The organism is Angustibacter sp. McL0619, from assembly GCF_049994355.1.
Taxonomy (GTDB): domain Bacteria; phylum Actinomycetota; class Actinomycetes; order Actinomycetales; family Angustibacteraceae; genus Angustibacter.
The window spans coordinates 2740786-2763370 of record NZ_CP188257.1 but is presented as its reverse complement, the minus strand read 5'-3'; the positions used below and the strand labels follow the sequence as shown (position 1 = coordinate 2763370).

Annotated in this window: 19 protein-coding genes; 10 read left to right on the top strand and 9 right to left on the bottom strand. The window is 70.6% G+C overall.

What is annotated here, in order from left to right; translation table 11 throughout:
- Window positions 1-8: 8 nt before the first annotated feature.
- Window positions 9-1085 carry a polyprenyl synthetase family protein gene (locus tag ACPPVT_RS12750; protein WP_426560784.1) on the bottom strand — a complete coding sequence of 359 codons (1077 nt, stop codon included), beginning with the start codon at window positions 1083-1085 and terminating at the stop codon, window positions 9-11.
- A 99-nt stretch (window positions 1086-1184) separates the two neighbouring features.
- Here ACPPVT_RS12750 and metF point away from each other — a divergent pair, with 99 nt between their 5' ends.
- Both metF and ACPPVT_RS12740 read left to right on the top strand, forming a co-directional pair.
- Window positions 1185-2120, top strand: a complete 936-nt coding sequence (gene metF / locus ACPPVT_RS12745) for a methylenetetrahydrofolate reductase [NAD(P)H] (protein ID WP_426560782.1) — start codon at window positions 1185-1187, stop codon at window positions 2118-2120.
- A complete protein-coding gene (locus ACPPVT_RS12740; protein WP_426560780.1) occupies window positions 2092-2781 on the top strand; it encodes a CDP-alcohol phosphatidyltransferase family protein in 690 nt (229 codons plus the stop codon). The genes metF and ACPPVT_RS12740 overlap by 29 nt, the downstream gene beginning before the upstream one ends.
- A gap of 18 nt (window positions 2782-2799) precedes the next feature.
- On the opposite strand, the gene ACPPVT_RS12735 is transcribed toward ACPPVT_RS12740, so the two are convergent.
- The 5 genes from ACPPVT_RS12735 to ACPPVT_RS12715 are packed head-to-tail and all read right to left on the bottom strand — an operon-like array spanning window position 2800 to window position 7978.
- Complete coding sequence (locus tag ACPPVT_RS12735; protein WP_426560778.1) at window positions 2800-4311, bottom strand: phytoene desaturase family protein; 1512 nt, start codon at window positions 4309-4311, stop codon at window positions 2800-2802.
- A gap of 20 nt (window positions 4312-4331) precedes the next feature.
- Window positions 4332-5459 (bottom strand): glycosyltransferase, encoded by a 1128-nt coding sequence (locus ACPPVT_RS12730; protein ID WP_426560776.1) that lies wholly within the window; start codon window positions 5457-5459, stop codon window positions 4332-4334.
- Window positions 5456-6298: a carotenoid biosynthesis protein gene (locus ACPPVT_RS12725; protein WP_426560774.1), complete on the bottom strand. Its 843-nt coding sequence runs from the start codon at window positions 6296-6298 to the stop codon at window positions 5456-5458. The genes ACPPVT_RS12730 and ACPPVT_RS12725 overlap by 4 nt, the downstream gene beginning before the upstream one ends.
- 11 nt (window positions 6299-6309) lie before the next feature.
- Window positions 6310-7053, bottom strand: coding sequence for a monooxygenase (locus ACPPVT_RS12720; protein ID WP_426560772.1), 744 nt, complete (start codon window positions 7051-7053; stop codon window positions 6310-6312).
- A gap of 22 nt (window positions 7054-7075) precedes the next feature.
- Window positions 7076-7978 (bottom strand): LysR family transcriptional regulator, encoded by a 903-nt coding sequence (locus tag ACPPVT_RS12715; RefSeq protein ID WP_426560770.1) that lies wholly within the window; start codon window positions 7976-7978, stop codon window positions 7076-7078.
- 82 nt (window positions 7979-8060) lie between these two features.
- Here ACPPVT_RS12715 and ACPPVT_RS12710 point away from each other — a divergent pair, with 82 nt between their 5' ends.
- Together ACPPVT_RS12710 and ACPPVT_RS12705 are read left to right on the top strand one after the other, a co-directional pair.
- The gene (locus ACPPVT_RS12710) at window positions 8061-9170 is read left to right on the top strand and encodes an aminotransferase class V-fold PLP-dependent enzyme (RefSeq protein ID WP_426560768.1); all 1110 of its coding nucleotides are present in this window, start codon (window positions 8061-8063) and stop codon (window positions 9168-9170) included.
- Between the two features lie 81 nt (window positions 9171-9251).
- Window positions 9252-9608, top strand: a complete 357-nt coding sequence (locus tag ACPPVT_RS12705) for a hypothetical protein (protein ID WP_426560766.1) — start codon at window positions 9252-9254, stop codon at window positions 9606-9608.
- Window positions 9609-9654: 46 nt separating this feature from the next.
- Here ACPPVT_RS12705 and lexA read toward each other — a convergent pair whose 3' ends face one another.
- A complete protein-coding gene (gene lexA / locus ACPPVT_RS12700) occupies window positions 9655-10440 on the bottom strand; it encodes a transcriptional repressor LexA (RefSeq protein ID WP_426560764.1) in 786 nt (261 codons plus the stop codon).
- Between the two features lie 201 nt (window positions 10441-10641).
- Here lexA and ACPPVT_RS12695 point away from each other — a divergent pair, with 201 nt between their 5' ends.
- The 3 genes from ACPPVT_RS12695 (at window position 10642) to ACPPVT_RS12685 (ending at window position 15066) form a co-directional block, all read left to right on the top strand.
- Window positions 10642-11052 (top strand): LysM peptidoglycan-binding domain-containing protein, encoded by a 411-nt coding sequence (locus ACPPVT_RS12695; RefSeq protein ID WP_426560762.1) that lies wholly within the window; start codon window positions 10642-10644, stop codon window positions 11050-11052.
- Between the two features lie 392 nt (window positions 11053-11444).
- Window positions 11445-11960, top strand: a complete 516-nt coding sequence (gene nrdR, locus ACPPVT_RS12690) for a transcriptional regulator NrdR (RefSeq protein ID WP_426560760.1) — start codon at window positions 11445-11447, stop codon at window positions 11958-11960.
- A gap of 184 nt (window positions 11961-12144) precedes the next feature.
- Window positions 12145-15066, top strand: a complete 2922-nt coding sequence (locus ACPPVT_RS12685) for a vitamin B12-dependent ribonucleotide reductase (RefSeq protein WP_426560758.1) — start codon at window positions 12145-12147, stop codon at window positions 15064-15066.
- 243 nt (window positions 15067-15309) lie between these two features.
- Here ACPPVT_RS12685 and ACPPVT_RS12680 read toward each other — a convergent pair whose 3' ends face one another.
- Window positions 15310-16101 carry a methyltransferase domain-containing protein gene (locus ACPPVT_RS12680; RefSeq protein ID WP_426560757.1) on the bottom strand — a complete coding sequence of 264 codons (792 nt, stop codon included), beginning with the start codon at window positions 16099-16101 and terminating at the stop codon, window positions 15310-15312.
- Between the two features lie 213 nt (window positions 16102-16314).
- Between ACPPVT_RS12680 and ACPPVT_RS12675 the strand changes: the two genes are divergently transcribed.
- The 3 genes from ACPPVT_RS12675 to ACPPVT_RS12665 all read left to right on the top strand — a co-directional run bounded on the left by ACPPVT_RS12675 (window position 16315) and on the right by ACPPVT_RS12665 (window position 20811).
- Window positions 16315-17382, top strand: coding sequence for a hypothetical protein (locus ACPPVT_RS12675; protein ID WP_426560755.1), 1068 nt, complete (start codon window positions 16315-16317; stop codon window positions 17380-17382).
- 169 nt (window positions 17383-17551) lie between these two features.
- The gene (locus tag ACPPVT_RS12670) at window positions 17552-19390 is read left to right on the top strand and encodes a SulP family inorganic anion transporter (protein WP_426560753.1); all 1839 of its coding nucleotides are present in this window, start codon (window positions 17552-17554) and stop codon (window positions 19388-19390) included.
- 101 nt (window positions 19391-19491) lie between these two features.
- Complete coding sequence (locus ACPPVT_RS12665; protein ID WP_426560751.1) at window positions 19492-20811, top strand: hypothetical protein; 1320 nt, start codon at window positions 19492-19494, stop codon at window positions 20809-20811.
- Between the two features lie 124 nt (window positions 20812-20935).
- Here ACPPVT_RS12665 and ACPPVT_RS12660 read toward each other — a convergent pair whose 3' ends face one another.
- Window positions 20936-22138 carry a cation:proton antiporter gene (locus tag ACPPVT_RS12660; RefSeq protein ID WP_426560749.1) on the bottom strand — a complete coding sequence of 401 codons (1203 nt, stop codon included), beginning with the start codon at window positions 22136-22138 and terminating at the stop codon, window positions 20936-20938.
- Between the last annotated feature and the right edge of the window lie 447 nt (window positions 22139-22585).

The following is a 22585-nucleotide window of genomic DNA, read 5'->3' as shown; positions in this document are numbered from 1 at the left end:
CGACTGGCTCAGGAGGTGCGTGCCGTCGCCGCGGCGATCAGCTCGCTCAGCACCGTCAGCCCGGGCTGCTGTGCCCCGCTGCCCTCCAGCGCGTCGGCGGACTGGGCCGCAAGCTCGTCGATCAGCTGCTCGACCGCGGCCAGCGCGCCGCTGTCGACCATCACCTCACGCAGGGCGTCCACCCCGGCGGGGTTCAGCTCGGCGCGGCCCAGCAGGCTGTCCAGCACCTCGATCTGCGCCGCCGTGCCACGGGAGACGACCTCGGCCACCAGCACCGTGCGCTTGCCCTCGCGCAGGTCGTCACCGGCCGGCTTGCCGGTCTGCGCCGGGTCGCCGAACACGCCGAGCACGTCGTCGCGCAGCTGGAACGCCTCTCCCAGCGGCAGGCCGTACGCGGAGTAGGCCGCCAGCTGGGCCGGCGAAGCCCCGGCGAGCAGTCCGCCCACGAGCAACGGGTGCTCGACGCTGTACTTGGCGCTCTTGTAGCGGATCACCCGGCGCGCCCGGGCCGTCGTGCCGCCACCGCTGCGCCGGGGGAGCACCTGCTCCATCACGTCCAGGTACTGCCCGCCCATCAGCTGGGTGCGCATCAGGTCGAATGTCGGCCGCGCCCTGGCCACCGCCTCGACGGTCAGCCCACTGTGGCTGAACAGGTCGTCGCACCAGGACAAGCACAGGTCGCCGGCCAGAATGGCGGCCGCCGTGCCGAAACGGTCGGCGTCGCCGTCCCAGCCGTTCTCCCGGTGCAGCGCCGCCATCCGGCGGTGCGCGGCGGGAAGACCGCGTCGGGTGTCGCTCGCATCCATCACGTCGTCGTGCAGCAGCGCGGCCGCCTGGAAGATCTCGAACGCCGCCGCCGCGTGCACGATCTGCGCGCAGTCCGCCCCACCGGCGGCCCGCCAGCCCCAGTAGCAGAACGCGGCGCGCAGCCGCTTGCCACCGGAGACCAACTCGGCAATCGCCTCGAGCAGCGGGACGAGGTCGGCGCCGAGGGGCTCGAGCTGGGCGGCCTGCTTGCTCAGGTGATCGTCGATGACCTTGTGCACTCGCGAGCGCAGATCCTCGACGTCCAGCGGGTGGGGCACGCGATCTCCTTCGGCGGACGGGCTGCTCCAGAGCGTATGCCGTGCCCACCAGGCGGGCACGCGAGCGGTCTGGTGGGTGACGCGATTACCCTGTCCGGCATGGCTCTCGGACTGCCCTCGACGCTGCCGGACGGCGCACCGACCGTGCACGCGAGTCTGCGTGAGCTGCTCGCCGAGGGCGGGCGCTCCTTCTCGTTCGAGTTCTTCCCGCCCCGCGACGACGCGGGCGAGGCGATGCTGTGGGCGGCCATCCGTCGCCTGGAGCGCCTGCGGCCGACGTTCGTCTCGGTGACCTACGGGGCGGGCGGCACCACTCGGGACCGCACCGTCCGGATCACCGAGCGCATCGCCCGGGACACCACGCTGACGCCGGTCGGCCACCTGACCTGCGTGTCGGCGTCCGCCACGGAGGTCCGCCAGGTGATCGGGCAGTACGCGGACGCCGGGGTGCGCAACGTGCTCGCGCTGCGCGGCGATCCGCCGGACGGCCCGGGCGGGGTCTGGACGGCGCACGACGACGGCCTGAACCACGCTGACGAGCTGGTCGAGCTGCTGCGTCAGCTGGGCACGTTCTGCGTCGGTGTGGCCGCGTTCCCCGACCGCCACCCCGAGTCGGTGGACCTCGACCAGGACGCCCGCGTGCTGGTGGCCAAGCAGGCGGCCGGCGCGGACTTCGCGGTCACCCAGATGTTCTTCGGGGTCGAGCCCTACACCTGCCTGGTGGACAAGGTGCGGGCCCTGGGCAGCGACCTGCCGATCATCCCCGGGCTGATGCCGATCACCAGCCTGCCGCAGATCGAGCGGGTGGCCGGCCTGGTGGGCGCGGCCGTACCGAGCTGGGTGGTCGACCGGCTGCACGCCGCCGGTGACGACCCGGCGGCGGTGCGCGCGGCCGGGATCGCGATCGCCACCGAGCAGGCCAGGGACCTGTTGGACGCGGGTGCACCGGGCTTGCACTTCTACACGCTCAACCGGTCCACCGCGACCATGGAGATCTACGAGGGTCTTGGACTGGATCGGGTGGTCGTCGCGTGAGTCGAGCCCGGCGCTGAACCGCGACGAGTACCTGGACGCCTGGGCACGGCTGCACGGCACCGACCCGCGTGCCACGGCACTGGTCCGGCTCTGGCTGGGACTCAGCTACCGCGTCGCGCGGCCTCTCGCCTCGTGGCGGGTACCGCCGGACGCCCTGACACTGCTCGGTGTGCTCTTCGCGCTCGCGGCGCCGTTGGTCGCCGCGGCCGGTGGTCACTGGCCGGTGGCGGCCGCCGCCGTGGTCACGCTGAGCGGCTTCGCCGACAACCTGGACGGCGCGGTCGCCGTGGTCAGTGGTCGGGTCACCCGCTGGGGAGCGGCGTTGGACGCGCTGTGCGACCGGGTCGCGGACGGCGCCGGGTACCTGGCGCTGTGGGTTGTCGGGGCTGACCCTTGGCTCGTCGTGGCGGCAGCCGTCCTGGCCTACCTGCACGAGTACCTGCGCGCTCGCGCGGCCGCGCTCGGGCAGAGCGACGTCGCGGTGATCACGGTGTCCGAGCGACCGACGCGGGTGATCGTGGTGGCGATGTTCCTGCTGGGTGCCGGCCTGTACCCGCTGTCAGCTGACCGATGGGGTTCCGCCGGAGCAGGGGTCTCGGCCGTCCTTGGCCTGTTCGCCCTCTTGCAGCTGGTCTTCGCCGTCCGACGCAGGCTGCGCTAGGTCGAAGGCGGGCAACGGTCAGGCCCGGCCGATCTGCTCGGCCACGATCGCGGCGGACATCGCGACCAGCGGCAGGCCGCCGCCCGGGTGCGCCGAGCCGCCGACCAGAAACAGCCCCGGGACCGGCGACCGGTTCGCCGGGCGTAGGAACGCGGACCGGACGCCGTTGCTGCTCGACCCGTAGATCGAGCCGCCGTCGCTGGCCGTCGTCCGGGCCAGGTCGGCCGGGGTGCGCAGCTCGCGCCAGACCACCCGGTCGCGGACGTCCAGGCCGCGCTCGGCCATCACCTGCAGGATCCGGTCGGCGTAGCCCGAGGCCAGACCCGGTGCGTCCCAGTCGATCCCGGCGGTCGGGTCCTCGACGCTGTGCCGCGCCGCGTTGACCAGGACGAACAGCGACTCGTGCTGGTCGTCCGGGCGCAGCGTCGGGTCGTCCGGCGCGCTGACGTAGACGGTCGGGTCGGGCGCGGTGCGTGGCGCGCCGGCGTGGCGGCCGGAGCCGAAGACCGAGTCGAACTCGTCGTCGTAGTCCTCGGGGAAGAGCACGGTGTGGTGCGCGAGGTCCGGCGTCCGGCCACGCAGGGCCAGCAGCATGACGAACCCGGAAAGGGACGGTGTGGTCCGGGCCAGCCCGCGCCGCGCCTTGTCGGCCTCCGGGACCCGGACCAGGTCCTCGTACAGGTGCGTGGCGTCGACGTCCGAGACGACGACGTCCGCGTCGACCCGACGCCCGCTGGCCAGCAGGACGCCGCCGACCCGACCGGACTCGACCAGCACCTCGCTCACCCGGCTGCTGGTCAGCACCTGCGCCCCGGTGTCCAGGACCCGCTGGTGCAGTGCGTCGCCGAGCCGACGCAGACCGCCGCGCACGTACCACGCGCCGAACGTCTGCTCGACGTACGGCACCGTGACCAGCGCGGCGGGCGCCCGGCGCGGGTCGGAGCCGGAGTAGGTGGCGTAGCGGTCCAGCATCATCGCCAGCCGGGGGTCGCGCAGGTACCGGCGACCGAGGCCGCGCAGGGTCCGCCACGGTGCGACGGTGACCAGGTCGCGGGTGCGGCGGCTCAGCCCGACCAGCGTCCGGGCGCCATCCAGCGGGGACTCCAGGAACGGCCCCCGGGTGATCTCCCACACCGCGCCCGCGTGGTCCATCAGGGAGGCCCACTGCGCGCCCGCACCGGCGCCGAGGGCGGCGTCCATCGCGGCGACGGTGCGTCCGCGGGAGGCGTTTGGCAGGTCGAGCCAGGTGCCGTCCGCGAACCGGTACCGGCAGACCGGGTCGACCTCGACGAGCTCGACCGAGCGCTCGAGCGGCTCGCCGGTCTTCAAGAAAAGGTCCCGGTAGGTGGCCGGCAGGGTCAGCAGGCTCGGTCCGGTGTCGAAGGCGAAGCCGTCCCGGGCGAACCAGCCGAGCTTGCCGCCGATCGTGTCGCCCTGCTCGATCACGGTGACCTCGTGGCGCTGGGCGCTCAGCCGGGCGGCGACGGCAAGACCTCCCATGCCGGCGCCGACGACCACGATCCGTGCCATGGCGGGAGGCTACCGGCCGGTCAGCGGACCGGACGGCCCTTCCAGCGCAGCGTGCCGCGACGGTGCTCGAGCACCGACCGGGCGGTGAGCCAGCCGAACAGGACCACGGACGCCGGGTGGGCCAGCGCGTCCGGCCAGACCCGCGCGCCGGTACGCCGTCCGGTCAGCACCCGCCCACCGACGCCGGCCAGGTAGCCGACGGCGCCGGCCCGGGAGCCGCCTAGAGCCGCCGCGGCCGGCCAGGCGTAGACCAGGCTCAGCCCGCCGATGGTGGCCAGGCCGCGCTTCGGACCACCGAAGGCCGCCCACAGCGACTTTCCGTACCCGTCCCGCAGGTCCGCCCACCCGTCGTACATCCGACAGGTCGCCAGCTCCGTGCCGTCGGTGACGCCGCCGCGGCCGCCGGCGAGCTTGACCGATCGCACGAGCGCGAGGTCGTCCAGGACGTCGGCCCGCACGCCCGCGTGCCCACCCGCGCGCTCGTAGGCGCCGCGGTCGACGGCGAGCAGCTGACCGTTGGCGGCCGAGAGGGCAGGCCGTTCGGACCGCTCGGCGACCGCCAGCGGCAGGGTGGTCAGGAAGGACCACTGCAGCAGTGGCTGCACGAGCCGCTCGGCCACCGTGCCCGCCACCTGGCGTGGATAGGGGCTGACCAGGTCGAGCCCGCTGTCGCGCAGCTGCCCGACCGTGGCGGCGACGGCGTCCGGCGTCACCCGCACGTCGGCGTCCACGAAGACCAGCACGGTGCTGGCGTGGTTGGCCTGCCCGGCCAGCTGATGGCACGCCCACGGCTTGCCGAGCCACCCCGGCGGCAACGGCTCGCCCGCGACCAGCCGGACCCGTGGGTCATGCTCGGCCACTGCGCGCACCACCGCGGGGGTGCCGTCGCTGGACCCGTCGTCCAGCACCACGAGCTCGGCCCGGCCCGCGCAGCGGTCCAGAGCGGCGAGCAGGGCCTGCATCGTCGGTTTGACCCGGTGCGCCTCGTCGCGCACCGGCAGCAGCACGGACACCCACTCACCCGGCGGCTGCGGCGGGGACGGTGGACGGCGAAGGTTCCGCACGTTCCACGCGGTGTGCGCGGTCAGCGCCACGGCCACCGCAGAGGTCGACCAGGTGAGCGCGCGGGCGATGCCGCGCAGGCTCATGGTCGCCCGTCCCACCACAGGTACAGGTAGGGCACCACGAAGATCCCCATCGCCACGCCACCCCAGATCGCCACGCCGGGACGGTCGAAGAACACCGCGTTGCCCAGCGTGGAGCCCGCCCAGGTCCAGGCCAGAAGCGCCCCGGGAACACCTTCGGCGCCGTCCTTGCCCGGCGGGAGCACGGCCTCCAGGACGGCCATCATGACCAGGGCCACCAGCACCCACCCGGCGAAGTTCGTCAGCGGGATGCCGGGGATGCCAGGCAGGGCGGGAGTCGGGTCGGCCCACGTCCAGTACCCGGCGGCCACCATCTGCGGATCGAGGAAGAGGTCCCAGCTGGCCAGCGCGAGCCCGCCGGTTAGGACGACGACCAGCGAGGACGGCGTCGCTCGCCGGCGGCGCCTGGCGCCGGCTCGGGACAGCCGCCGCCCGAGCAGAAGGCAGGGGTAGGCCATCATCACCCAGGCCAGCGGCACGACGACCGGGACGTCCAGCACCTCCGGTCCCAGCGAGCCGGTGTAGCTGTAGTGCCCGAACGGGAATCCGGTGCGCACGCCGACGGCCTCCGCAGCCAGACCGAGACCGCCGGCGACGACGAACAGGCCGGCCGCCCAGCCGACTCCGCGGGTGGCCGCCGCATGCAGCACCGAGGTGGTGGCGAACAGCAGCACCGTCGCAATGGTCAGCCGACGTAGCGCGTCGGTGTCGTCGGTGAGCGGGTAGGCGATCTGGGCCAGCACAGTGGCCGCCGCCAGCACGGCGCACAGCCGGCGGGTCCGCGAGTGGGTCGTGCTGCGGACCGGGCCTGCGCCGCGGCGCGTTCGGGTACGGACCGTCACGATGGGCGAGTCTAGGGGCTCGGTCGGTCTGCGTCCGGGCGAGCGCCTCGGTCGATCTCGAACGAGCGGCCGTGATAGCTGCCCCGGACCGTCGTCACCGCGAAACGCGCGAACAGCTCCTCGACGTACCAGCGTTCCTGCTCGGTCCGGCGGATCGCCTCGACGTGCGGACGGCGGCGGTGGGCGAAGTCGTTCAGGGACTGCGCGTCGTCCCACAGGCTGAAGGTGCCCTGCAGCCCGACCGGTGCCTCACCGATCCCGATCGCCAGCTGCAGGCCCGGAGTCTGGCGAAGGTCCAGCGAGACCGGCGGCACGGCGCGCCAGAAGGTGAGCGCCTTGCGCGGCCGGATCCTGGCCCGGGTGATGGCGGCCACCGGCCCGAAGGTCTTGCCGGGCAACGGGTTCCCGAAAGGCTCGGTACCGGACCACCGGCCGCGTGAGGCGAGCGGACGCAGGTGCACGTCGAGGCGCTCGCGGCTGACCGCGGCCCAGGAGTCGAGTGCCGGGTGGCCGTCCAGGAAGCGCGCGGCGGGCGCGTCGTCGTCCCAGACGGTGAGCAAGGCCCAGTGCCGTGGGTCGGCGTCCCGCACGGTGAAGGAGCGGCCGCTGCCGGTGCCGAGCAGCTTGCGGAAGCGCAGGCCGGGAGCCTGCCTGAGCAGCCGGCGCGTGCTGGCCATCCGCAGCATGGCCGAGGGCACTTTGGCCCGCTCGACCCCCCAGACCTGGAGCAGCACGGCGGGTAGCTGGTCCGGCATGCGAGTCACGGTAGGGCAGCGGTCAGCGCGAGGCGCTCTGCAGCGAGGTGATCAACGCATCCACGGCCGGCACCCGGCGCAGGTCGGACGTCGTCACCGCGAGCACCGACCGCAGCGAGGTCGGGTGCAGCGGCCGGGTCACGACCGCCTGGTGCGTCGTCGTGCGCAGCACCAGCCCGGGCACCAGGGCCACCCCGAGTCCCTCGGCCACCAGGCCCATCACGGCCACGTAGTCGTCGGTCTCGAACTCGACCCGCGGGGTGAAGCCGTCCCGTTCGGCCAGCGACATCAGGTGTCCGCGACAGCGCGGGCAGCCGGCGATCCACGGCTGGTCGCGCAGCTGGTCGAGCCCGATCCGCCGCTGGTCGGCGAGCGGGTGGTCGGCGGGCAGGACGACGTGCAGCTCGTCGTCCAGCAGCGGCACGGTGAGCAGTCCGGCGAGGTCGTCCACGTCGCGGCCCGCACCCGTGCCGGGGTAGGTGAAGGCCACGGCGACATCACACTCACCCGAGCGCAGGGCGGCCAGGGACTGCGGCGGTTCGCCCTCGCTGAAGGTCACCTGCAGGCCGGGATGGCGGGCGCGCAGGTCGGCCAGCGCACGCGGCACCACCGAGGCCGAGGACGACGGGAAGGCCATCACGCGCACTCGACCGGCTCGAAGGCCGGTGATGGCGGCGATCTCCTCGTCCGCGGTATCCAGCGCGGCCTGCACGGTGACCGCGTGCCGGGCCAGCACCTGCCCGGCCTCGGTCAGCCGGACGGACCGGCCGTGCCGCTCGACCAACGGCGTGCCGATCCGCTGCTCGAGCCGGCGGACGAGCTGGCTGACCGCGGGCTGGCTGTAGCCGAGCGCGTTGGCGGCCGCGGTGAAGCCGCCCTCGTCGCCGATGGCCCGCACGACGCGCAGTGCGTTCACGTCGATCATGCGGCCAAGCATAACGTCAGGTTATCGAAACCGGACAGAGCCGGTCGTTGTGCTATTTCCACGGTCCCGTCACCCTGGGTGGATGAGTACGCAACCCGCTGTCGCGCCATCCCTCGCCACGGACACGTCAGCTCCTGCCGTGCGGCACCCAGCGTTCGACGCTGCTCCGGGCTACCTGAACGCGGCCACCCTGGGGCTGCCGCCGCGGGCCACCGCGGACGCGGTGCGCGACGCGGTCGACGCCTGGCAGCGCGGGTACGCCTGCGCGGTCGGCTACGACACCGTGGTCAACCGGGCTCGCGAGCTGTATGCCCAGCTGGTCGGCGTGCCATCTTCCTGGGTCGCGGTCGGGTCGCAGGTGTCGGTGACGGCCGGCACCCTGGCCGCCAGCCTGCCGCCCGGCAGCCGCGTGATCTGCGTGGACGGCGACTTCAGCTCGATGGTCTTCCCGTTCCTGGTCCAGGCCGATCGCTCGGTGAGCGTGCAGCACGTGCCGTTGGAGCAGCTGCCCGAGGCGGTTGCCGCCGGGTGCGACGTCGTGGCCTTCTCGCTGGCCCAGTCGGCCGACGGCCAGGTGGTGGACGCCACCGCCGTCGTCGAGGCGGCCCGCCGGGTCGGCGCGCTCACGTTCTGCGACACGACCCAGGCGGCGGGCTGGATGGACATCGACGCCTCGCAGTTCGACGTCACCGTCTGCTCCGCCTACAAGTGGCTCTGCGCGCCCAGGGGATCGGCCTTCGCCACGATCCGGCCCGGACTGCTGGAGCAGATCCGACCGGTGAACGCCGGTTGGTACGCGGGGGACTCGGTTTGGGGCTCCTGCTACGGCCCGGACATGGACCTGGCCCCCGATGCGCGCCGGTTCGACGTCTCGCCGGCGTGGCTGTCGTGGGTCGGGACAGTGCCGTCCCTGGAGCTCTTCACCTCGCTCACGCCTGCGGAGCGGGCGCACGGTTCTCGGCTCGCCGACCGGCTGCGTGCCCGGCTGGGAATGCCGGCGCAGGATCGGCCAGTGCTGTCGCTACCCGACGCGGACGGCGCCATCGCGCAGCAGCTGGGACTGGCCGGTTGCACCGTCGCCGGCCGGGCCGGTCTGGTCCGGATCGCCTTCCACCTGTGGAACGACGACGGGGACGTCGCGCGCGTCGGCGACGCACTTGTGCTGGCGGGGTCCGCGTCGTTGCTAGGGTGACGCCCGTCTCGTCCAGCTGTGTGGCGAGCCGTTCATGAAGCCGTTCCCCGCCGGTCGTGGGAGCCGCTCTGGAAGGCTGCCATGTCGCTGGAGATCCAAGACCCCCCGTCATTCGACGACGAGATGGGCTCGGTCAGCCTGCTGATCGACCACGAAGCAGGTGCTTTGGTCGTGCTGCACGGCGCCATCGGAAACGAGCTGCACGCTGAGGTCCGCGAGCTCGTGGCTGACCTCGAGTCCGACGTCGCCGGGACCTCCGGTCGTCCGGTGCAGGTGCTCGCCGAGCACGTGACGAGCTTCGGGTTGCCCGGCGTCTGGCTGCTCCTCGAGCTTCGCCGAGCCGCCCGGCCGGCCGTGGTGTCCGTCGTCAGGCCGTCGGAGTGCGTTCGGTCAGCCATCGCGAGGCACAGCATCGCCGGTCTGGCCATCGTCGGTTAGCCGCAGGCTCAGGCGCCAACCGCTCGCCGCTAGGCGGCGTCGGCCTTCAGATCCGGCGTAGGACCGCCTGGACGCGGCCGAGCACGGTCGCCTCGTCCCCGGGGATGGGCTCGTAGGCGGGGTTGTGCGGCATCAGCCAGATGTGCCCGTCGCGGCGCCTGAAGGTTTTCACCGTCGCCTCCCCGTCGAGCATCGCGGCGACGATGTCGCCGTTCTCGGCGGTCTGCTGCTGCCGGACCACGACCCAGTCGCCGTCGCAGATCGCGGCGTCGACCATGGAGTCGCCGACCACCTTGAGCAGGAACAGCTGCCCCTCGCCGACGAGCTGGCGGGGGAGTGGGAAGACGTCCTCCACGGCCTCCTCCGCCAGGATCGGACCGCCAGCCGCGATCCGGCCGACCACCGGGACGTAGGACGGCGTGGGCCGGGCGTCGCCCGAGCCGGTCGGGTCGTCCAGTGGAGCCGCGGCCGGTTGTGCGGACGCGGCCGACGGACCGTCCGGCGACATGACCTCGATGGCTCGGGGCCGGTGCGGGTCGCGGCGCAGGAAGCCCTTGCGCTCGAGCGCGGCGAGCTGGTGCGAGACGCTGCTCGGACTGGCCAGCCCGGCCGCCTCGCCGATCTCCCGCATGCTGGGCGGATAGCCGCGCCTCTCGACGCTGTCCCGGATGGTCTCGAGCACCCGACGCTGACGCGCGGTGAGGCCGTCGCCGGAGTCGCGCTCGGGCATCTCGTGCACATCGGCGGGCGGTCGTCCGAGCGTGGCCATCGCGTTCCTCCTGGTCGGGGCGGTGCGATCACCGTAGGGCCTGGACGGGCTCGATTCAAACATCTGTTCGAACGTGTTGCCGGTCCTGGGTGCTCGGGCGGCCGTTGTCGGTGGTCTCTGATGTGGTGTTCCTGAGCACGGATGAGACGGATGAGTCGAACGAGTGTTCGGCCAGGACTCGACAACGACGAGTCCCGGTGCTAGAAATCGTACAGGCGTTCGATCGAACAACCGTTCGATCCTCTTCTTCCCCGGAGGCCAGCCATGACCGCGATCACCATCTCCGCTCCGCCGTCCATGCGGCACCGCGCGCCCGCGGCTCGGCCTGCCCGCCCGGTCGGTTCGAAATGGGGCGCCCGCTCGCAGGTCGCCCCGGCCCCCACGGCCGCTCTGCGGCTCACTCGCCGCGGCCGACTGGTGATCACCGGGATGCTGGCGTCCGCAGCGATCGTCGCCTCGTTGTTCGTCGGCGGGGTCGGCCTGGCCGGCACCGACTCGGCACCGGTGCCGACCCGGTACGTGACGGTCGCGCCGGGCGAGACCCTCTGGGCGATCGCGGGTGAGGTCGCGCCTTCCGTCGACCGCCGTGACACGGTCCAGCGGATCCTCGAGCTCAACGCACTGCCCTCCGCCCTCGTTCAGGCCGGCCAGCGGATCGCTGTCCCGGCTTCCTGAGCCGTCGCTCCAACTGTCGAGCGCGTGACGCGTCTACGGTTCAGCCGCGAGGCGCTGGTGCTGGTGTGGCGGATGTGGTCGATCCAGGTGTGGGTCGCCCCGGGGAGCACGCGGTGTTGCGACACGGACACCAATCGGGTGGCGGTCCTTGCGCGTCCTTGGATTGCGGTCTAGCGTCTACCCCAACATCTAGTAGTTACACCGATGTGACTCGTCCACAGGTTGTGGTCCGTCGCCCACAGGTTCTCCCCAGGTGATCCACAGATCCGTCCACAACAGACGAGATCCGCACCTTAGAAACCGGGGGTTCCGGCCCAACTCGGGCGCCCCTTCGGCTGTCGGTGCTGGGTGAGACGGACGATCCGTTGACGACCCGTTGAGAGGAGGCGGCCGTGCACTGTCCGTTCTGCCGCCACACCGACTCGCGTGTCGTGGACTCCCGGGCCACCGACGACGGATCCTCGATCCGGCGCCGTCGCCAGTGCCCCGACTGCGGGCGCCGGTTCACGACGGTCGAGACGGCGAGCCTGTCGGTGGTGAAGCGCTCTGGGGTGACCGAGCCGTTCAGCCGCGCGAAGGTGCTCTCCGGCGTGCGCAAGGCGTGCCAGGGCCGGCCGGTCGGCGAGGACGACCTGGCGATGATCGCCCAGCGCGTCGAGGAGGCGGTCCGTGCGACGGGCTGCGCCGAGATCGAGGCGCACGAGGTCGGGCTGGCCATTCTGGGCCCGCTGCGCGAGCTCGACGAGGTGGCCTACCTGCGGTTCGCCAGCGTCTACCAGGCGTTCGACTCGCTGGAGGACTTCGAGTCGGCCATCGTCCTGCTGCGCGCCGAGCGTGACGCCATGGGCGTCGAGCCGGGCGAGCGTGCCGACGGCGCCGACGTCCCTGGGCCGGGGCGCGCCACATAGACACCGCCGGTGGCGGCGGAGGGGAAGCCGACGCCACCGGCGGTCACCACTCGAGCTTCCTCGGAGCGACTCGCTCCGAACAGCACCACACGAGTCACACGGTTCACAGCAGTAACAGACTTCAGCAGGCAATACGGGTCACGCCAGGGGCGTTGACACAGACAGGGCAAGGGGACGAGGACACATGACAGAGACCACGAGCGGCGCTCGAGGAAGCTCCCGTCGCAAGGAGCAGGGCAAGGGCGTGAGTGTGCAGCGCATCTTCACGACTCCCGGTACGCACCCGTACGACGAGGTGACGTGGGAGCGTCGCGACGTCGTCCAGCAAAACTGGAAGACGGGCGAGACCATCTTCGAGCAGCGCGGGGTCGAGTTCCCCGACTTCTGGTCGGTGAACGCGTCGACGATCGTCACCACCAAGTACTTCCGCGGTGCCGTCGGCAGTGAGCAGCGTGAGCAGAGTCTGCGCCAGCTCATCGACCGCGTCGTCCTCACCTACGTCAAGGCGGGCAAGGAGCACGGCTACTTCTCCACCGCGGAGGACGCCGAGATCTTCGAGCACGAGCTCACCTGGACGCTGCTGCACCAGGTGTTCAGCTTCAACTCCCCGGTCTGGTTCAACGTCGGCACCTCGTCGCCGCAGCAGGTCAGCGCCTGCTTCATCCTCGCCGTCGACGACTCGATGGACTCGATCCTGAACTGGTACCGCGAAGAGGGGCTGATCTTCAAGGGCGGCTCCGGTGCCGGCCTCAACCTCTCCCGGATCCGTTCGAGCAAGGAACTGTTGCGTTCCTCGGGCGGCACGGCCTCCGGCCCGGTCAGCTTCATGCGTGGTGCGGACGCGAGCGCCGGCACCATCAAGTCCGGTGGCGCCACCCGTCGCGCGGCCAAGATGGTCGTGCTGGACGTGGACCACCCCGACATCGAGGAGTTCGTCGAGACCAAGGCGCGCGAGGAGGACAAGATCCGCGTCCTGCGCGACGCCGGGTTCGACATGGACCTCGGCGGCCACGACATCACCAGCGTGCAGTACCAGAACGCGAACAACTCGGTGCGCGTCACCGACGAGTTCATGCGTGCGGTCGAGGCCAAGGGCGAGTTCGGCCTGAAGGCGCGCACCGACGGCCGGGTCATCGACACCGTCGATGCCGCGGGGCTGTTCACCAAGATCGCCCAGGCCGCGTGGGCCTGCGCGGACCCGGGCATCCAGTACGACGACACCATCAACGACTGGCACACCAACCCCGAGACCGGCCGGATCACTGCGTCCAACCCCTGCTCGGAGTACATGAGCCTGGACAACTCCTCCTGCAACCTCGCTTCGCTGAACCTGCTCAAGTTCCTCAAGGACGACGACACGTTCGACGGCGCGACCTTCGCCAAGGCCGTCGAGCTGGTCATCACCGCGATGGACATCTCGATCTGCTTTGCGGACTTCCCGACCGAGCCGATCGGCGACACGACGCGCAAGTACCGCCAGCTGGGCATCGGCTACGCCAACCTGGGCGCGCTGCTGATGGCCTCCGGGCTGGGGTACGACAGCGACGGCGGCCGTGCGCTCGCCGCCGCCATCACCTCGCTGATGACCGGCACCGCGTACAAGCGCTCCGCCGAGCTGGCCGCGGTCGTAGGTCCGTACGAGGGCTACGCCCGCAACGCTGACGCGCACAAGCGGGTCATGCGTAAGCACGCAGCCGCGAACGACGCCATCCGCACCCTGACGACGTTGGACAAGGACGTGCAGCGCCTGGCCACCAAGGCCTGGGACGACGTGGTCAAGCTGGGCGAGAAGAACGGCTACCGCAACGCGCAGGCCTCGGTGCTCGCTCCGACCGGGACCATCGGCTTCATGATGGACTGCGACACCACCGGCATCGAGCCGGACTTCTCGCTCGTCAAGTTCAAGAAGCTCGTCGGCGGCGGCTCCATGCAGATTGTCAACCTGACGATCCCGCGAGCTCTGAAGAAGCTCGGCTACACGACCGAGACGATCGAGGCGATCGTCGAGTTCATCGCCGAGAACGGCCACGTCATCGACGCGCCCGGTCTCAAGCCCGAGCACTACGAGGTGTTCGACTGCGCGATGGGCGCGCGGTCCATCGCCCCGATGGGTCACGTTCGCATGATGGCTGCGGCACAGCCGTTCCTGTCCGGTGCGATCAGCAAGACGGTCAACCTGCCGGAGACGGCCACCGTCGAGGAGATCGAGGACGTCTACCTGCAGGGCTGGAAGCTCGGACTGAAGGCGCTGGCCGTCTACCGCGACAACTGCAAGGTCGGCCAGCCGCTGTCCGACGCCAAGGCCAAGGGCGCTGACAAGGCGTACGACGGCGCGGCGGAGGCTACCGTTGAGAAGGTGGTCGAGTACCGCCCCGTGCGCAAGCGCCTGCCGAAGCGCCGTCCGTCGCAGACGATCTCGTTCGCCGTCGGCGGGGCCGAGGGCTACCTGACGGCCGGGTCCTACCCGGACGACGGCCTGGGCGAGCTGTTCCTGAAGTTCGGCAAGCAGGGTTCGACCCTCGCCGGGGTGATGGACGCCTTCTCGATCGCCGTCTCGATCGGCCTGCAGTACGGCGTCCCGCTGGAGACCTTCGTCGAGAAGTTCACCAACCTGCGGTTCGAGCCAGCTGGTCTGACCGACGATCCGGACGTCCGGATGGCGCAGTCGATCATGGACTACGTCTTCCGCCGGCTGGCCCTGGACTACCTGGACTTCGACACCCGCTCGTTCATGGGAATCCACACCGCCGAGGAGCGTCAGCGCCAGCTCGAGACCGGCTCGTACACGGCGACCGACGCCGAGGCGACCTCGGGTTCGGACGAGGAGGACGCGGACGCCGCCGAGATCGTGTCGCTGTCCCAAGGCGTGCCGGTGAAGCCGTCCGCCAAGGCTCCGACCGAGGCAGCCGAGCTGAAGTCCGGCGCGGGTGCGGCATCGGCGAAGGTGCTCTCCGACAGCGAGGTGCACTCCTCGGCCGAGCTGCTGGAGAAGTTCCAGGGCAAGGCGGCTGACGCCCCGATGTGCATGACCTGCGGGACGAAGATGCGCCCGGCCGGTTCCTGCTACGTCTGCGAGGGCTGCGGGAGCACCTCCGGCTGCAGCTGATGTCAACGGTCATGCAATTTTCCTGCTGACGCGGACAGCAACGTCGCGGATTCGGCCATCAATGTCCGAGATTCGGTCACGCGGACATTAGGACTGAGCATCAAAGGAGCCCCGGCCCAATGCGGGCCGGGGCTCCTTGCTGAGTGCGCTTGCCGCTCAGCTGCGTAGGCGCGATGACGTCAGCCGCCGACCATATCCACCGCGAGCGCCGAGGCAGCGCTCCCGTCACGCCGGGGAGCGCAGCTAGATTCGGCGGGCCAGGAACAGGTATCGGTTGACCGAGAAGAAGTACTCCCCACCCGCCCCCAGGGCCTGGAGGTCGGCCAGCCAGGCGGATGCGTCCTCCTCGGTGACGCCGCGCCGGCCGGGGACGAAGTTGGCGATCAACTGCATCACGCCGGCGCTGAACGAGCGCGGGTCGAACGACGGATTGTGGAGCACGAGCACGTCCTGACGCTCGACCGCCAGCGCGGCGGACTCGAGTCGCCTAGTGAGCGTTCTTGGCAGCCACGCATCCGCGAGGTGCTCTTGCCACGCGCTCATCACCCGTCCGTGCCGTTCGCGGTCGCTCGTGTGCCACACGAGCGAGTCCCAGTCCGTGTCGAGAATGAGCACCCGCCCGCCGGGGACGAGCACCCGGTGGACCTCGGTCAACGCCGTCCCGATATCCGGCACGTACTCGAAGACCTGGGTCGAGACCACCGCATCGAAGCTCTGATCGTGGAAGCCGAGCGCTGTTGCATCGCCGAGCCCGAAAGTCATCGTCGCAGCGCCCGGTGCCGCCTCGAGACCTCTCGCATGCGCGATCATCGGCTCGCTCACGTCGACGCCAAAGACGGCACCGGACTCACCGACGCGGCTTGCGATCCCGGCGGCCAAGAAGCCTGGCCCCGAGCCGACGTCGAGTACGCGCTCGCCCACCTGCGGGTCCAAGATCTCGAGCGTCGCCTCGCGCTGGGCCACGACATCCGGCGTCGTGTACAAGTCGACGACTCGGCGAGTCATGTCTTCGTCGAACGACATCGCCGTGCTCATGGCAGCACTCTCGCACGAGACTCTGGGAACGTCCGGACACGCACTCCCGGAATCTGGCGCAACCTTGACTGTCTTGCCCAGCCGTCGCCCCATGCTGCTGAAATCAGCGCATCTCCAGCGCTCCAGGCCGAGGAACCGGGTGTATGAGGCTCGGCGCTTCGCGCTCCGTCGACGGGCATTCCAGCCGCCACCAATACAGGTCATGCTCGTTCCATGGGTGAGCTGAAGACGCAGCGCCCGTCCACGCGGAGGTGGCTTCGTCCACACTCGACCGCACCCTCTCGCGAGGAACCAACCGGGCCGTTCGAACCGATCCTGCAGCTGCAGCGGCAGGCCGGAAACCACGCTGTCGCGCAGCTGCTGAGGCCGGCCAACGCCGCGCGTGCCCAGCGGGCGCCCACTCCAGAGAATCCGCCGGTCAGCACCCTGAACCCGACCGGCACCACGAACGACCAGCAGTGGGCCGCCGCGTACAAGGCTGCGGTCGCCCAACCGTCAGTGGCCGCGTACGAGGCGCTCTTTCGCGACATCGCCATCACCGCCGGGATGGACCAGATCCCAGGCTTCAACCTGGCATCGATCCCCAGCACCGACGGCAAGACCGCCCAACCCGGGCTGAACTTCACCCTGAAGGCCGGCGAGAGCGGCCACACGGCCTGGGTCGACAAGGCGGGCAAGTTCGGGGTCAAGCTGGCCCCGACCAAGAAGCAGGTGCCGGAGGTGGCCATCGCCGTCATCCTCGGGCCGGTCGCCCTCAGCGCGGACAAGGGCCTGTCGCTGCGCACCATCCGGCACGAGATGGTGCACGCACGGCACAAGGTCAAGGTGCTTGAGGCCATCAGGACCTGGCAGGCCGCGCCCGGACAAGCCGGACTCGACGACTGGCTCAAGCAGCAGGTCGCCAAGAAGAAGATGTCGGACCTGGACCTGGCTCTGATCAGCAAGGGCGCGCAGGACGCCGCGTCGAACACCGAGGTTCTCGGCTACGTCGAAGGCTTCACCAACGACTTCCACCGCCGCGCGGCGACCATGGCTGCCGCGAGCATCTCGTTCTTCGAGCTGCTCGGCGTCGTCGTCACCGAGAAGGTGTACCCCTGGGCGGGCGCGGACCCGGCCGTCCGGCAAGAGGCTCTCGCCCGCCTCAACGACTACCACGGTCGGCTGGACCCGGGCCATCAGCGCCTCTGGAAGGAGTGGCTGGACCGTGAGCGCGGGAAGGTCGTCAAGGCCCAGCCCGGGCGGACGGACTTCCTGGATGCCCTGTCCGCATTCGTCGTCTGATCTCCCTCGGACACGACCCGGACATCATCGACGAACGCACAACCGAACAGCCCGGCTGGCATAGTGGCAGCGGGCCTGGTGTCGGGCCTTTCCTGCGGCCGGGACGACCGGATCGTGCCAGCGCCGAGTCGGCCGCGGAACCGCAGAGGGCAGACTGGCGGCGATCGCGGTGGACGAAGCCGGTCACGACGACCGGGAGCAGCCGGCCAGCGAGGCCGGTGCGCCGGCCAGGCGGACGCCGTCCGTGCAGCTGGAGCCGTTCGCGGCCGCCTACGACGGCCGTCGGCCGTTCCGTTCCGCGCGGAAGGCACCACTCAGCAGCCGGTACCTCCCGTTGCTCTCCGCCATCCGCGGCTACAGCCCGGGACGCCTGCGCACGGACACAGTCGCAGGCATCACCGTCGCGGCGTTGGCGCTGCCTTCAGCCATGGCGTACGCGGACATCGCCGGCCTGCCGGTGACTGCCGGCCTGTACTCGCTGCTGCTGCCGCTGGTCGTCTACGCGTTCCTCGCCTCCACCCCCTGGGTGGTGGTCGGGCCTGAGGGAACCCTCGCGCTTCTGGTCGGCGCGGGGCTCGCGCCGTTGGCAGCCGCGGGCTCGCCCGAGTACGCGGTCCTGGGGTCGGCGCTCGCCGCGCTTGTTGCCGGGGTGTATCTCGCGGCGTTCTTGATACGCCTCGGCTGGATCGCCGACTACTTCTCCCAGGCCGTCCTGGTCGGGTACATCACCGGTATCGCGATCCTGCTCGTGCTCGGGCAGTTCGGCAAGCTCGTCGGGCTGTCCAGCGACCGGGACAACGCGATCCTCGCCGCCGGCGACATCGTGTCCCAGCTCGGTGAGGCCAACGCCGCCACGGTGACCCTCGCGGTCGTCTCGCTCGGCTTGCTGATCGGGCTGCGGTACCTGTGGCCGCGTTTCCCGGCCGCGCTGGTCGTGGTCGTGCTGGGAATCGTGGTGTCCTGGTGGCTCGATCTGGCGGGGCACGGTGTCAGCGTGGCCGGGCCAGTGCCCGCCGGGCTGCCAGAGTTCGTCGTCCCCAAGATCGGCGCCCGGGACTGGGTCCAGCTGGCCGGGGTCGCCGCCGGAATCTTCCTCGTCGGGTTCTCCGACTCGATCCTGACCGCGCGCTCGTTCGCGGCCCAGCGCGGGGAGACGGTCGACGCCGACCAGGAGCTGCTGGCCTTCAGCGCGGCGAACGCGGCCGCCGGCATCACCCAGGGCATGCCGATAGGCACGTCCGGTTCGCGGACTGCAGTCAACCTCGGGGCGGGCGCCACCAGCCAGATCGTCGGGCTGGTCGGTGCGTTTGCCATCCTGGTCGTCCTGCTGGTACTGACCGAACCCATCCAGTACCTGCCGGCTGCGAGCCTCGGCGCGATCATCGTGATGGCGGCGGTCCGGCTCATCGATCCGGACCAGTGGCGGGCCCTGACCCGCGGCGACCGTGCCGAGGTCGTCATTGCAGCCGTCACCGTCCTGGCCGTGGTCAACCTCGGGGTGCTCACGGCCCTGGTGGTGGCCGTCGTGCTGTCGTTGCTGGACGTCGTCCGCCGGATCGCTCGCCCGAACGACGCGGTACTCGGCTGGTCAACCAGCGAGCAGCGTTATGCCGACGTCAGCGGCGCCGACGTCGCGGTGACCCCCGGCACTGTCGTGTACCGGTTCTCCGACCGGCTGTTCTTCGCCAACGTGCACTTCTTCAAGCGACGAGTGTGGGCCGCGGTGGATGCAGCACCGGCTCCGACCCGACACGTGGTGCTCGACATGGCCGGCGTGCCCGGCGTGGACTCGAGCGCCGCGACGGGGCTGCGCGAGCTGCACGACGGGCTGCTGGCGCGGAACGTGGACATGCGCCTCGCGCGTGCCACCGACCCGCTGGAAGCGGCGCTCGGGCGGTTCGGCCTGATCGAGATGCTCGGCCAGGACCACCTCCACTCGACGGTGACCGCAGCGGTCGAGGCCGCCGCCGGGACGACGGCGCCGTCGGGGTCCGACCCGGACCAGTAGCCGCTGAGGCGGGACAGGTTCACGCGGTTCGGGTGAAGACAGCGCGGCACTGCGACCAGGACCATGGTTGTGTCCCTGCTGCGGCGTCCGAGGAGATGGTCATGTCTGACGAGAGCCAGAACCGCGCGAATGCCGCGGCAACAGGGGCAGTCCCCGCTCAGACGTCCAACCCAGAACCGGCGCGGCCGTCGAGGGGGCGCGGCATCGCCGCCGTCGTCTGCGTGGTGCTCGCGGCCCTGCTGACCACACCGGCAGCGGTGGCCTACTGGGGCCAGCGAACGCTGAACGACACCCAGCGCTTCGTGGACACCGTCGGACCGCTGGTGAACTCGCCCGAGGTCCAGGACGCCCTCGCGACCACCGTGACCGACGCCATCGAACAGCAGGTCGACGTGGAGGCGATCCTCAACAACGCCTTTGCGGGGGTGATCACGGACAGGCCCCGGCTCCAGCAGCTGGCCGGACCCATAGATGCCGCAGTCGACGGGCTGATCGAGCGCCAGGTGCGAACCTTCATCGCCTCGGACGAGTTCGCGGACCTTTGGGTCAGGCTCACCACGCGCACCCAACAGGCGATGCATCGGGTGCTGACCGGCGAGGCAACTGGTGCCGTCTCCGTTCAGGGCGACCAGCTGGTGCTCGACGTTGACGACGTCATCGCCCAGGTCAAGCAGCGGCTGGTCGACCGCGGGCTGACGATCGTGCAAAACGTCCCGGTCCCGCAGACCGACCGGCAGATCGTCCTCCTGGAAGCACCACAGGTGAAGCAGCTGCGCACCATCTACGCCTTCAGCAACCCCGTGGCCCGCTGGCTCCTCCCGGTGGTCGGACTGCTCTATCTGGCTGCCTTCCTGCTCGCCCGTCGCCGGCCACGCATGACGGTGGCGATCGGAGCGGTCGTGGCCTGCAACGCTCTCCTGATTGCGCTCGCGCTGTCGGTCGGAGAGCAGCTGTTCGTGAACCAGCTGGCAGGGACGACATTCGGGCCGGCCAGCCGCGTCTTCTACGACACCCTGCTCGCCTTCCTTCAGCGCGGTCAGCAGGTGCTGCTCGCCTTCGGGCTGGTCCTGGTGATGGCGGGCTGGTTCGCCGGCTCGAACCGGTACGGCACGGCAGTGCGCTCCACGGTGGTCGGTGGACTCGAAGGCATTGGTTCCCGGCTGGGCGCCGGTGCGGTCGCAGGCGCCGGTCGCTGGGTGCTGGCGAACATCGCGTGGTTGCGCGCCGCGATCATTGCGCTCGGGATCGTGGGCCTGCTCTGGGGAAACGACGTCTCGCTGTCGCGGGTCTGGTGGTCGCTGGCCATCGTCGTGGTGCTCCTGGCATGCCTGCAGGTCCTGGTCGGCGCCGGTCGCCAGGCTCACTCGTCCGATCCGACGGCTGGACCTTCCGAGTTGGCGCAAGTTCCCCTTGGCAGCTGACGGGGTGGCGGCGGGTACTTTACGGGACGTTGAGATGGGTAGGACGGACTTGGAGGACCGATCACGGCCCGGGGCTCCTTGCCCTCCACGCTGCTGGCCGGCGAGGTCGCGGTGCACTTCGAGTTCAGCGGGGTGCGGTGCTTCGGTTGGGTGATTCGGTGAACCGTTTCGCGAGCGGCCCGCCGCTGAAGCCATGAGCGACGACGCTGAGCAGGACGGTGAAAGCGATGACCGCGACGAGGTTCTTCCCCGTGTCGTGCAGATCCTCCACTGCCAGCAGCGCGAAGATCACCGAAGCGAGCCCTCGGGGTCCGAACCAGCCGACGAACGCGACTGCGAACCGGTCGAAACCGGCGCCAGCGAGGGCGAGCGCCACGGGCAGCATCCGTATCACGGTAAGGCTGAGGACGGCGTATCCCAGCACGTGCGGAGTCCACGCGTCGCCGATCAGCGGGACAGCCAAGGCGCCGAAGATCAGCCAGCTGGCCATCGACGCCACGGCGCCCGACTGTTCCACGAAGTAGATCTCCTTTTCACCGCCTCGTCCGGCGACCGCGCCGAAGACCAGACCGCCAACGAAGGCGGCAACGAATCCGTTGCCGTCGACCAACAAGGCCCCGGTGTAGGCGAGCAGCGCCAAGGCCAGGACGGCGGGACCGGAGAGTTCCTCGGAAAGCCATCCTCGGCGTCGGGCCAGGCGGGTGGCCGCGCCGCCGGCCCCGCCGACTGCGGCGCCGGCCAGCACCCCGACCAGCAGCGCGAGAACAGCTCGGCTCGGGCTCTCCACGCCGGCGATTCCTTCGCTTGCGGCGACCCCGGCGATCGCCACCAACACGATGGGGGTGGCGATGCCGTCGTTGAGGCCGCTTTCGACGTTGAGCGCGCGGCGAACCTTGCCAGGGACTGCAGGGTCGGACATCACGGCGGCGCCGAGGGCGGCGTCGGTCGGCGCGAGCGCGGCACCGATCAGCAGAGCCGCCCACACGTCGACGTCGAGCACCACCAGTGCAACTGCCGTTCCCAGCGCTACGGTCAACGGCAGCCCGACCCCGAGCAGCCGCCCGTACAGGCCGAGGTCTCTTCGGAACTGGCTCGGTCGAACCCTTGAAGCGTCGGCGAACAGCACCCACACCAGGGTCACTTCGGCGATTTCTTTGACCAAGTGCGGTTCGAGTGTGAGATCCAGGATCTCCAGCCCCTCTGCGAGCACAAAGCCGGCAGCGACGAACACGATCGGAGCGGTCAGCCCGGCTCGCTGTAAGAGGCGGGCGAGCAGGCACCAGCCGAAGATGATGGTCAGGACCAGCGTCAGCGACAGCGCATCCATCCGACCTATCTCCGATCACACGCGGGAGCGGCCCGTGCGCCGAGCACGGCGAGGAATCTTCAGCTGGGACGCACGGGGGAACGCGAAATGCCACTCAATCTCTGCTCGCCTAGTCATCTAAGACCCATCCCGCCTTGTCAGGCACTGAAACGCGGACTCGTGGTAGAAGGCATCCGTCGCGGTGATGCGTTCCACCGTCACATGTTGTCCGGCGGGTCCCCTCACGAGGAGCAGAACAGCGTCCAAGACAAGTACGAGGTCCGACGCGGCGAAGCTGGCAAAGGTGCCAGCAAGTCCCACTGGTGATGATCTGGCCGGGATGCTCGGGGTGTCGTCATCTTTTCCACATGACCGTTGGATGGAGCGGATCGCCGACGTGTGCGGAGGTTCGATTGGGGGCTGCCCCGCTGCCTTCGCGCGCGAGTAACGTCAGCCGGGCGCAGGCCG

Bases quoted from the DNA above. Each gene is read 5' to 3' on its own strand.
- metF (WP_426560782.1), top strand. From the start codon at position 1,185: ATGGCTCTCGGACTGCCCTCGACGCTGCCGGACGGCGCACCGACCGTG.
- ACPPVT_RS12735 (WP_426560778.1), bottom strand. From the start codon at position 4,311: ATGGCACGGATCGTGGTCGTCGGCGCCGGCATGGGAGGTCTTGCCGTC.
- ACPPVT_RS12730 (WP_426560776.1), bottom strand. From the start codon at position 5,459: ATGAGCCTGCGCGGCATCGCCCGCGCGCTCACCTGGTCGACCTCTGCG.
- ACPPVT_RS12720 (WP_426560772.1), bottom strand. From the start codon at position 7,053: ATGCCGGACCAGCTACCCGCCGTGCTGCTCCAGGTCTGGGGGGTCGAG.
- ACPPVT_RS12715 (WP_426560770.1), bottom strand. From the start codon at position 7,978: ATGATCGACGTGAACGCACTGCGCGTCGTGCGGGCCATCGGCGACGAG.
- ACPPVT_RS12710 (WP_426560768.1), top strand. From the start codon at position 8,061: ATGAGTACGCAACCCGCTGTCGCGCCATCCCTCGCCACGGACACGTCA.
- ACPPVT_RS12705 (WP_426560766.1), top strand. From the start codon at position 9,252: ATGTCGCTGGAGATCCAAGACCCCCCGTCATTCGACGACGAGATGGGC.
- lexA (WP_426560764.1), bottom strand. From the start codon at position 10,440: ATGTTTGAATCGAGCCCGTCCAGGCCCTACGGTGATCGCACCGCCCCG.
- ACPPVT_RS12695 (WP_426560762.1), top strand. From the start codon at position 10,642: ATGACCGCGATCACCATCTCCGCTCCGCCGTCCATGCGGCACCGCGCG.
- ACPPVT_RS12685 (WP_426560758.1), top strand. From the start codon at position 12,145: ATGACAGAGACCACGAGCGGCGCTCGAGGAAGCTCCCGTCGCAAGGAG.
- ACPPVT_RS12680 (WP_426560757.1), bottom strand. From the start codon at position 16,101: ATGAGCACGGCGATGTCGTTCGACGAAGACATGACTCGCCGAGTCGTC.
- ACPPVT_RS12675 (WP_426560755.1), top strand. From the start codon at position 16,315: ATGGGTGAGCTGAAGACGCAGCGCCCGTCCACGCGGAGGTGGCTTCGT.
- ACPPVT_RS12665 (WP_426560751.1), top strand. From the start codon at position 19,492: ATGTCTGACGAGAGCCAGAACCGCGCGAATGCCGCGGCAACAGGGGCA.
- ACPPVT_RS12660 (WP_426560749.1), bottom strand. From the start codon at position 22,138: ATGGATGCGCTGTCGCTGACGCTGGTCCTGACCATCATCTTCGGCTGG.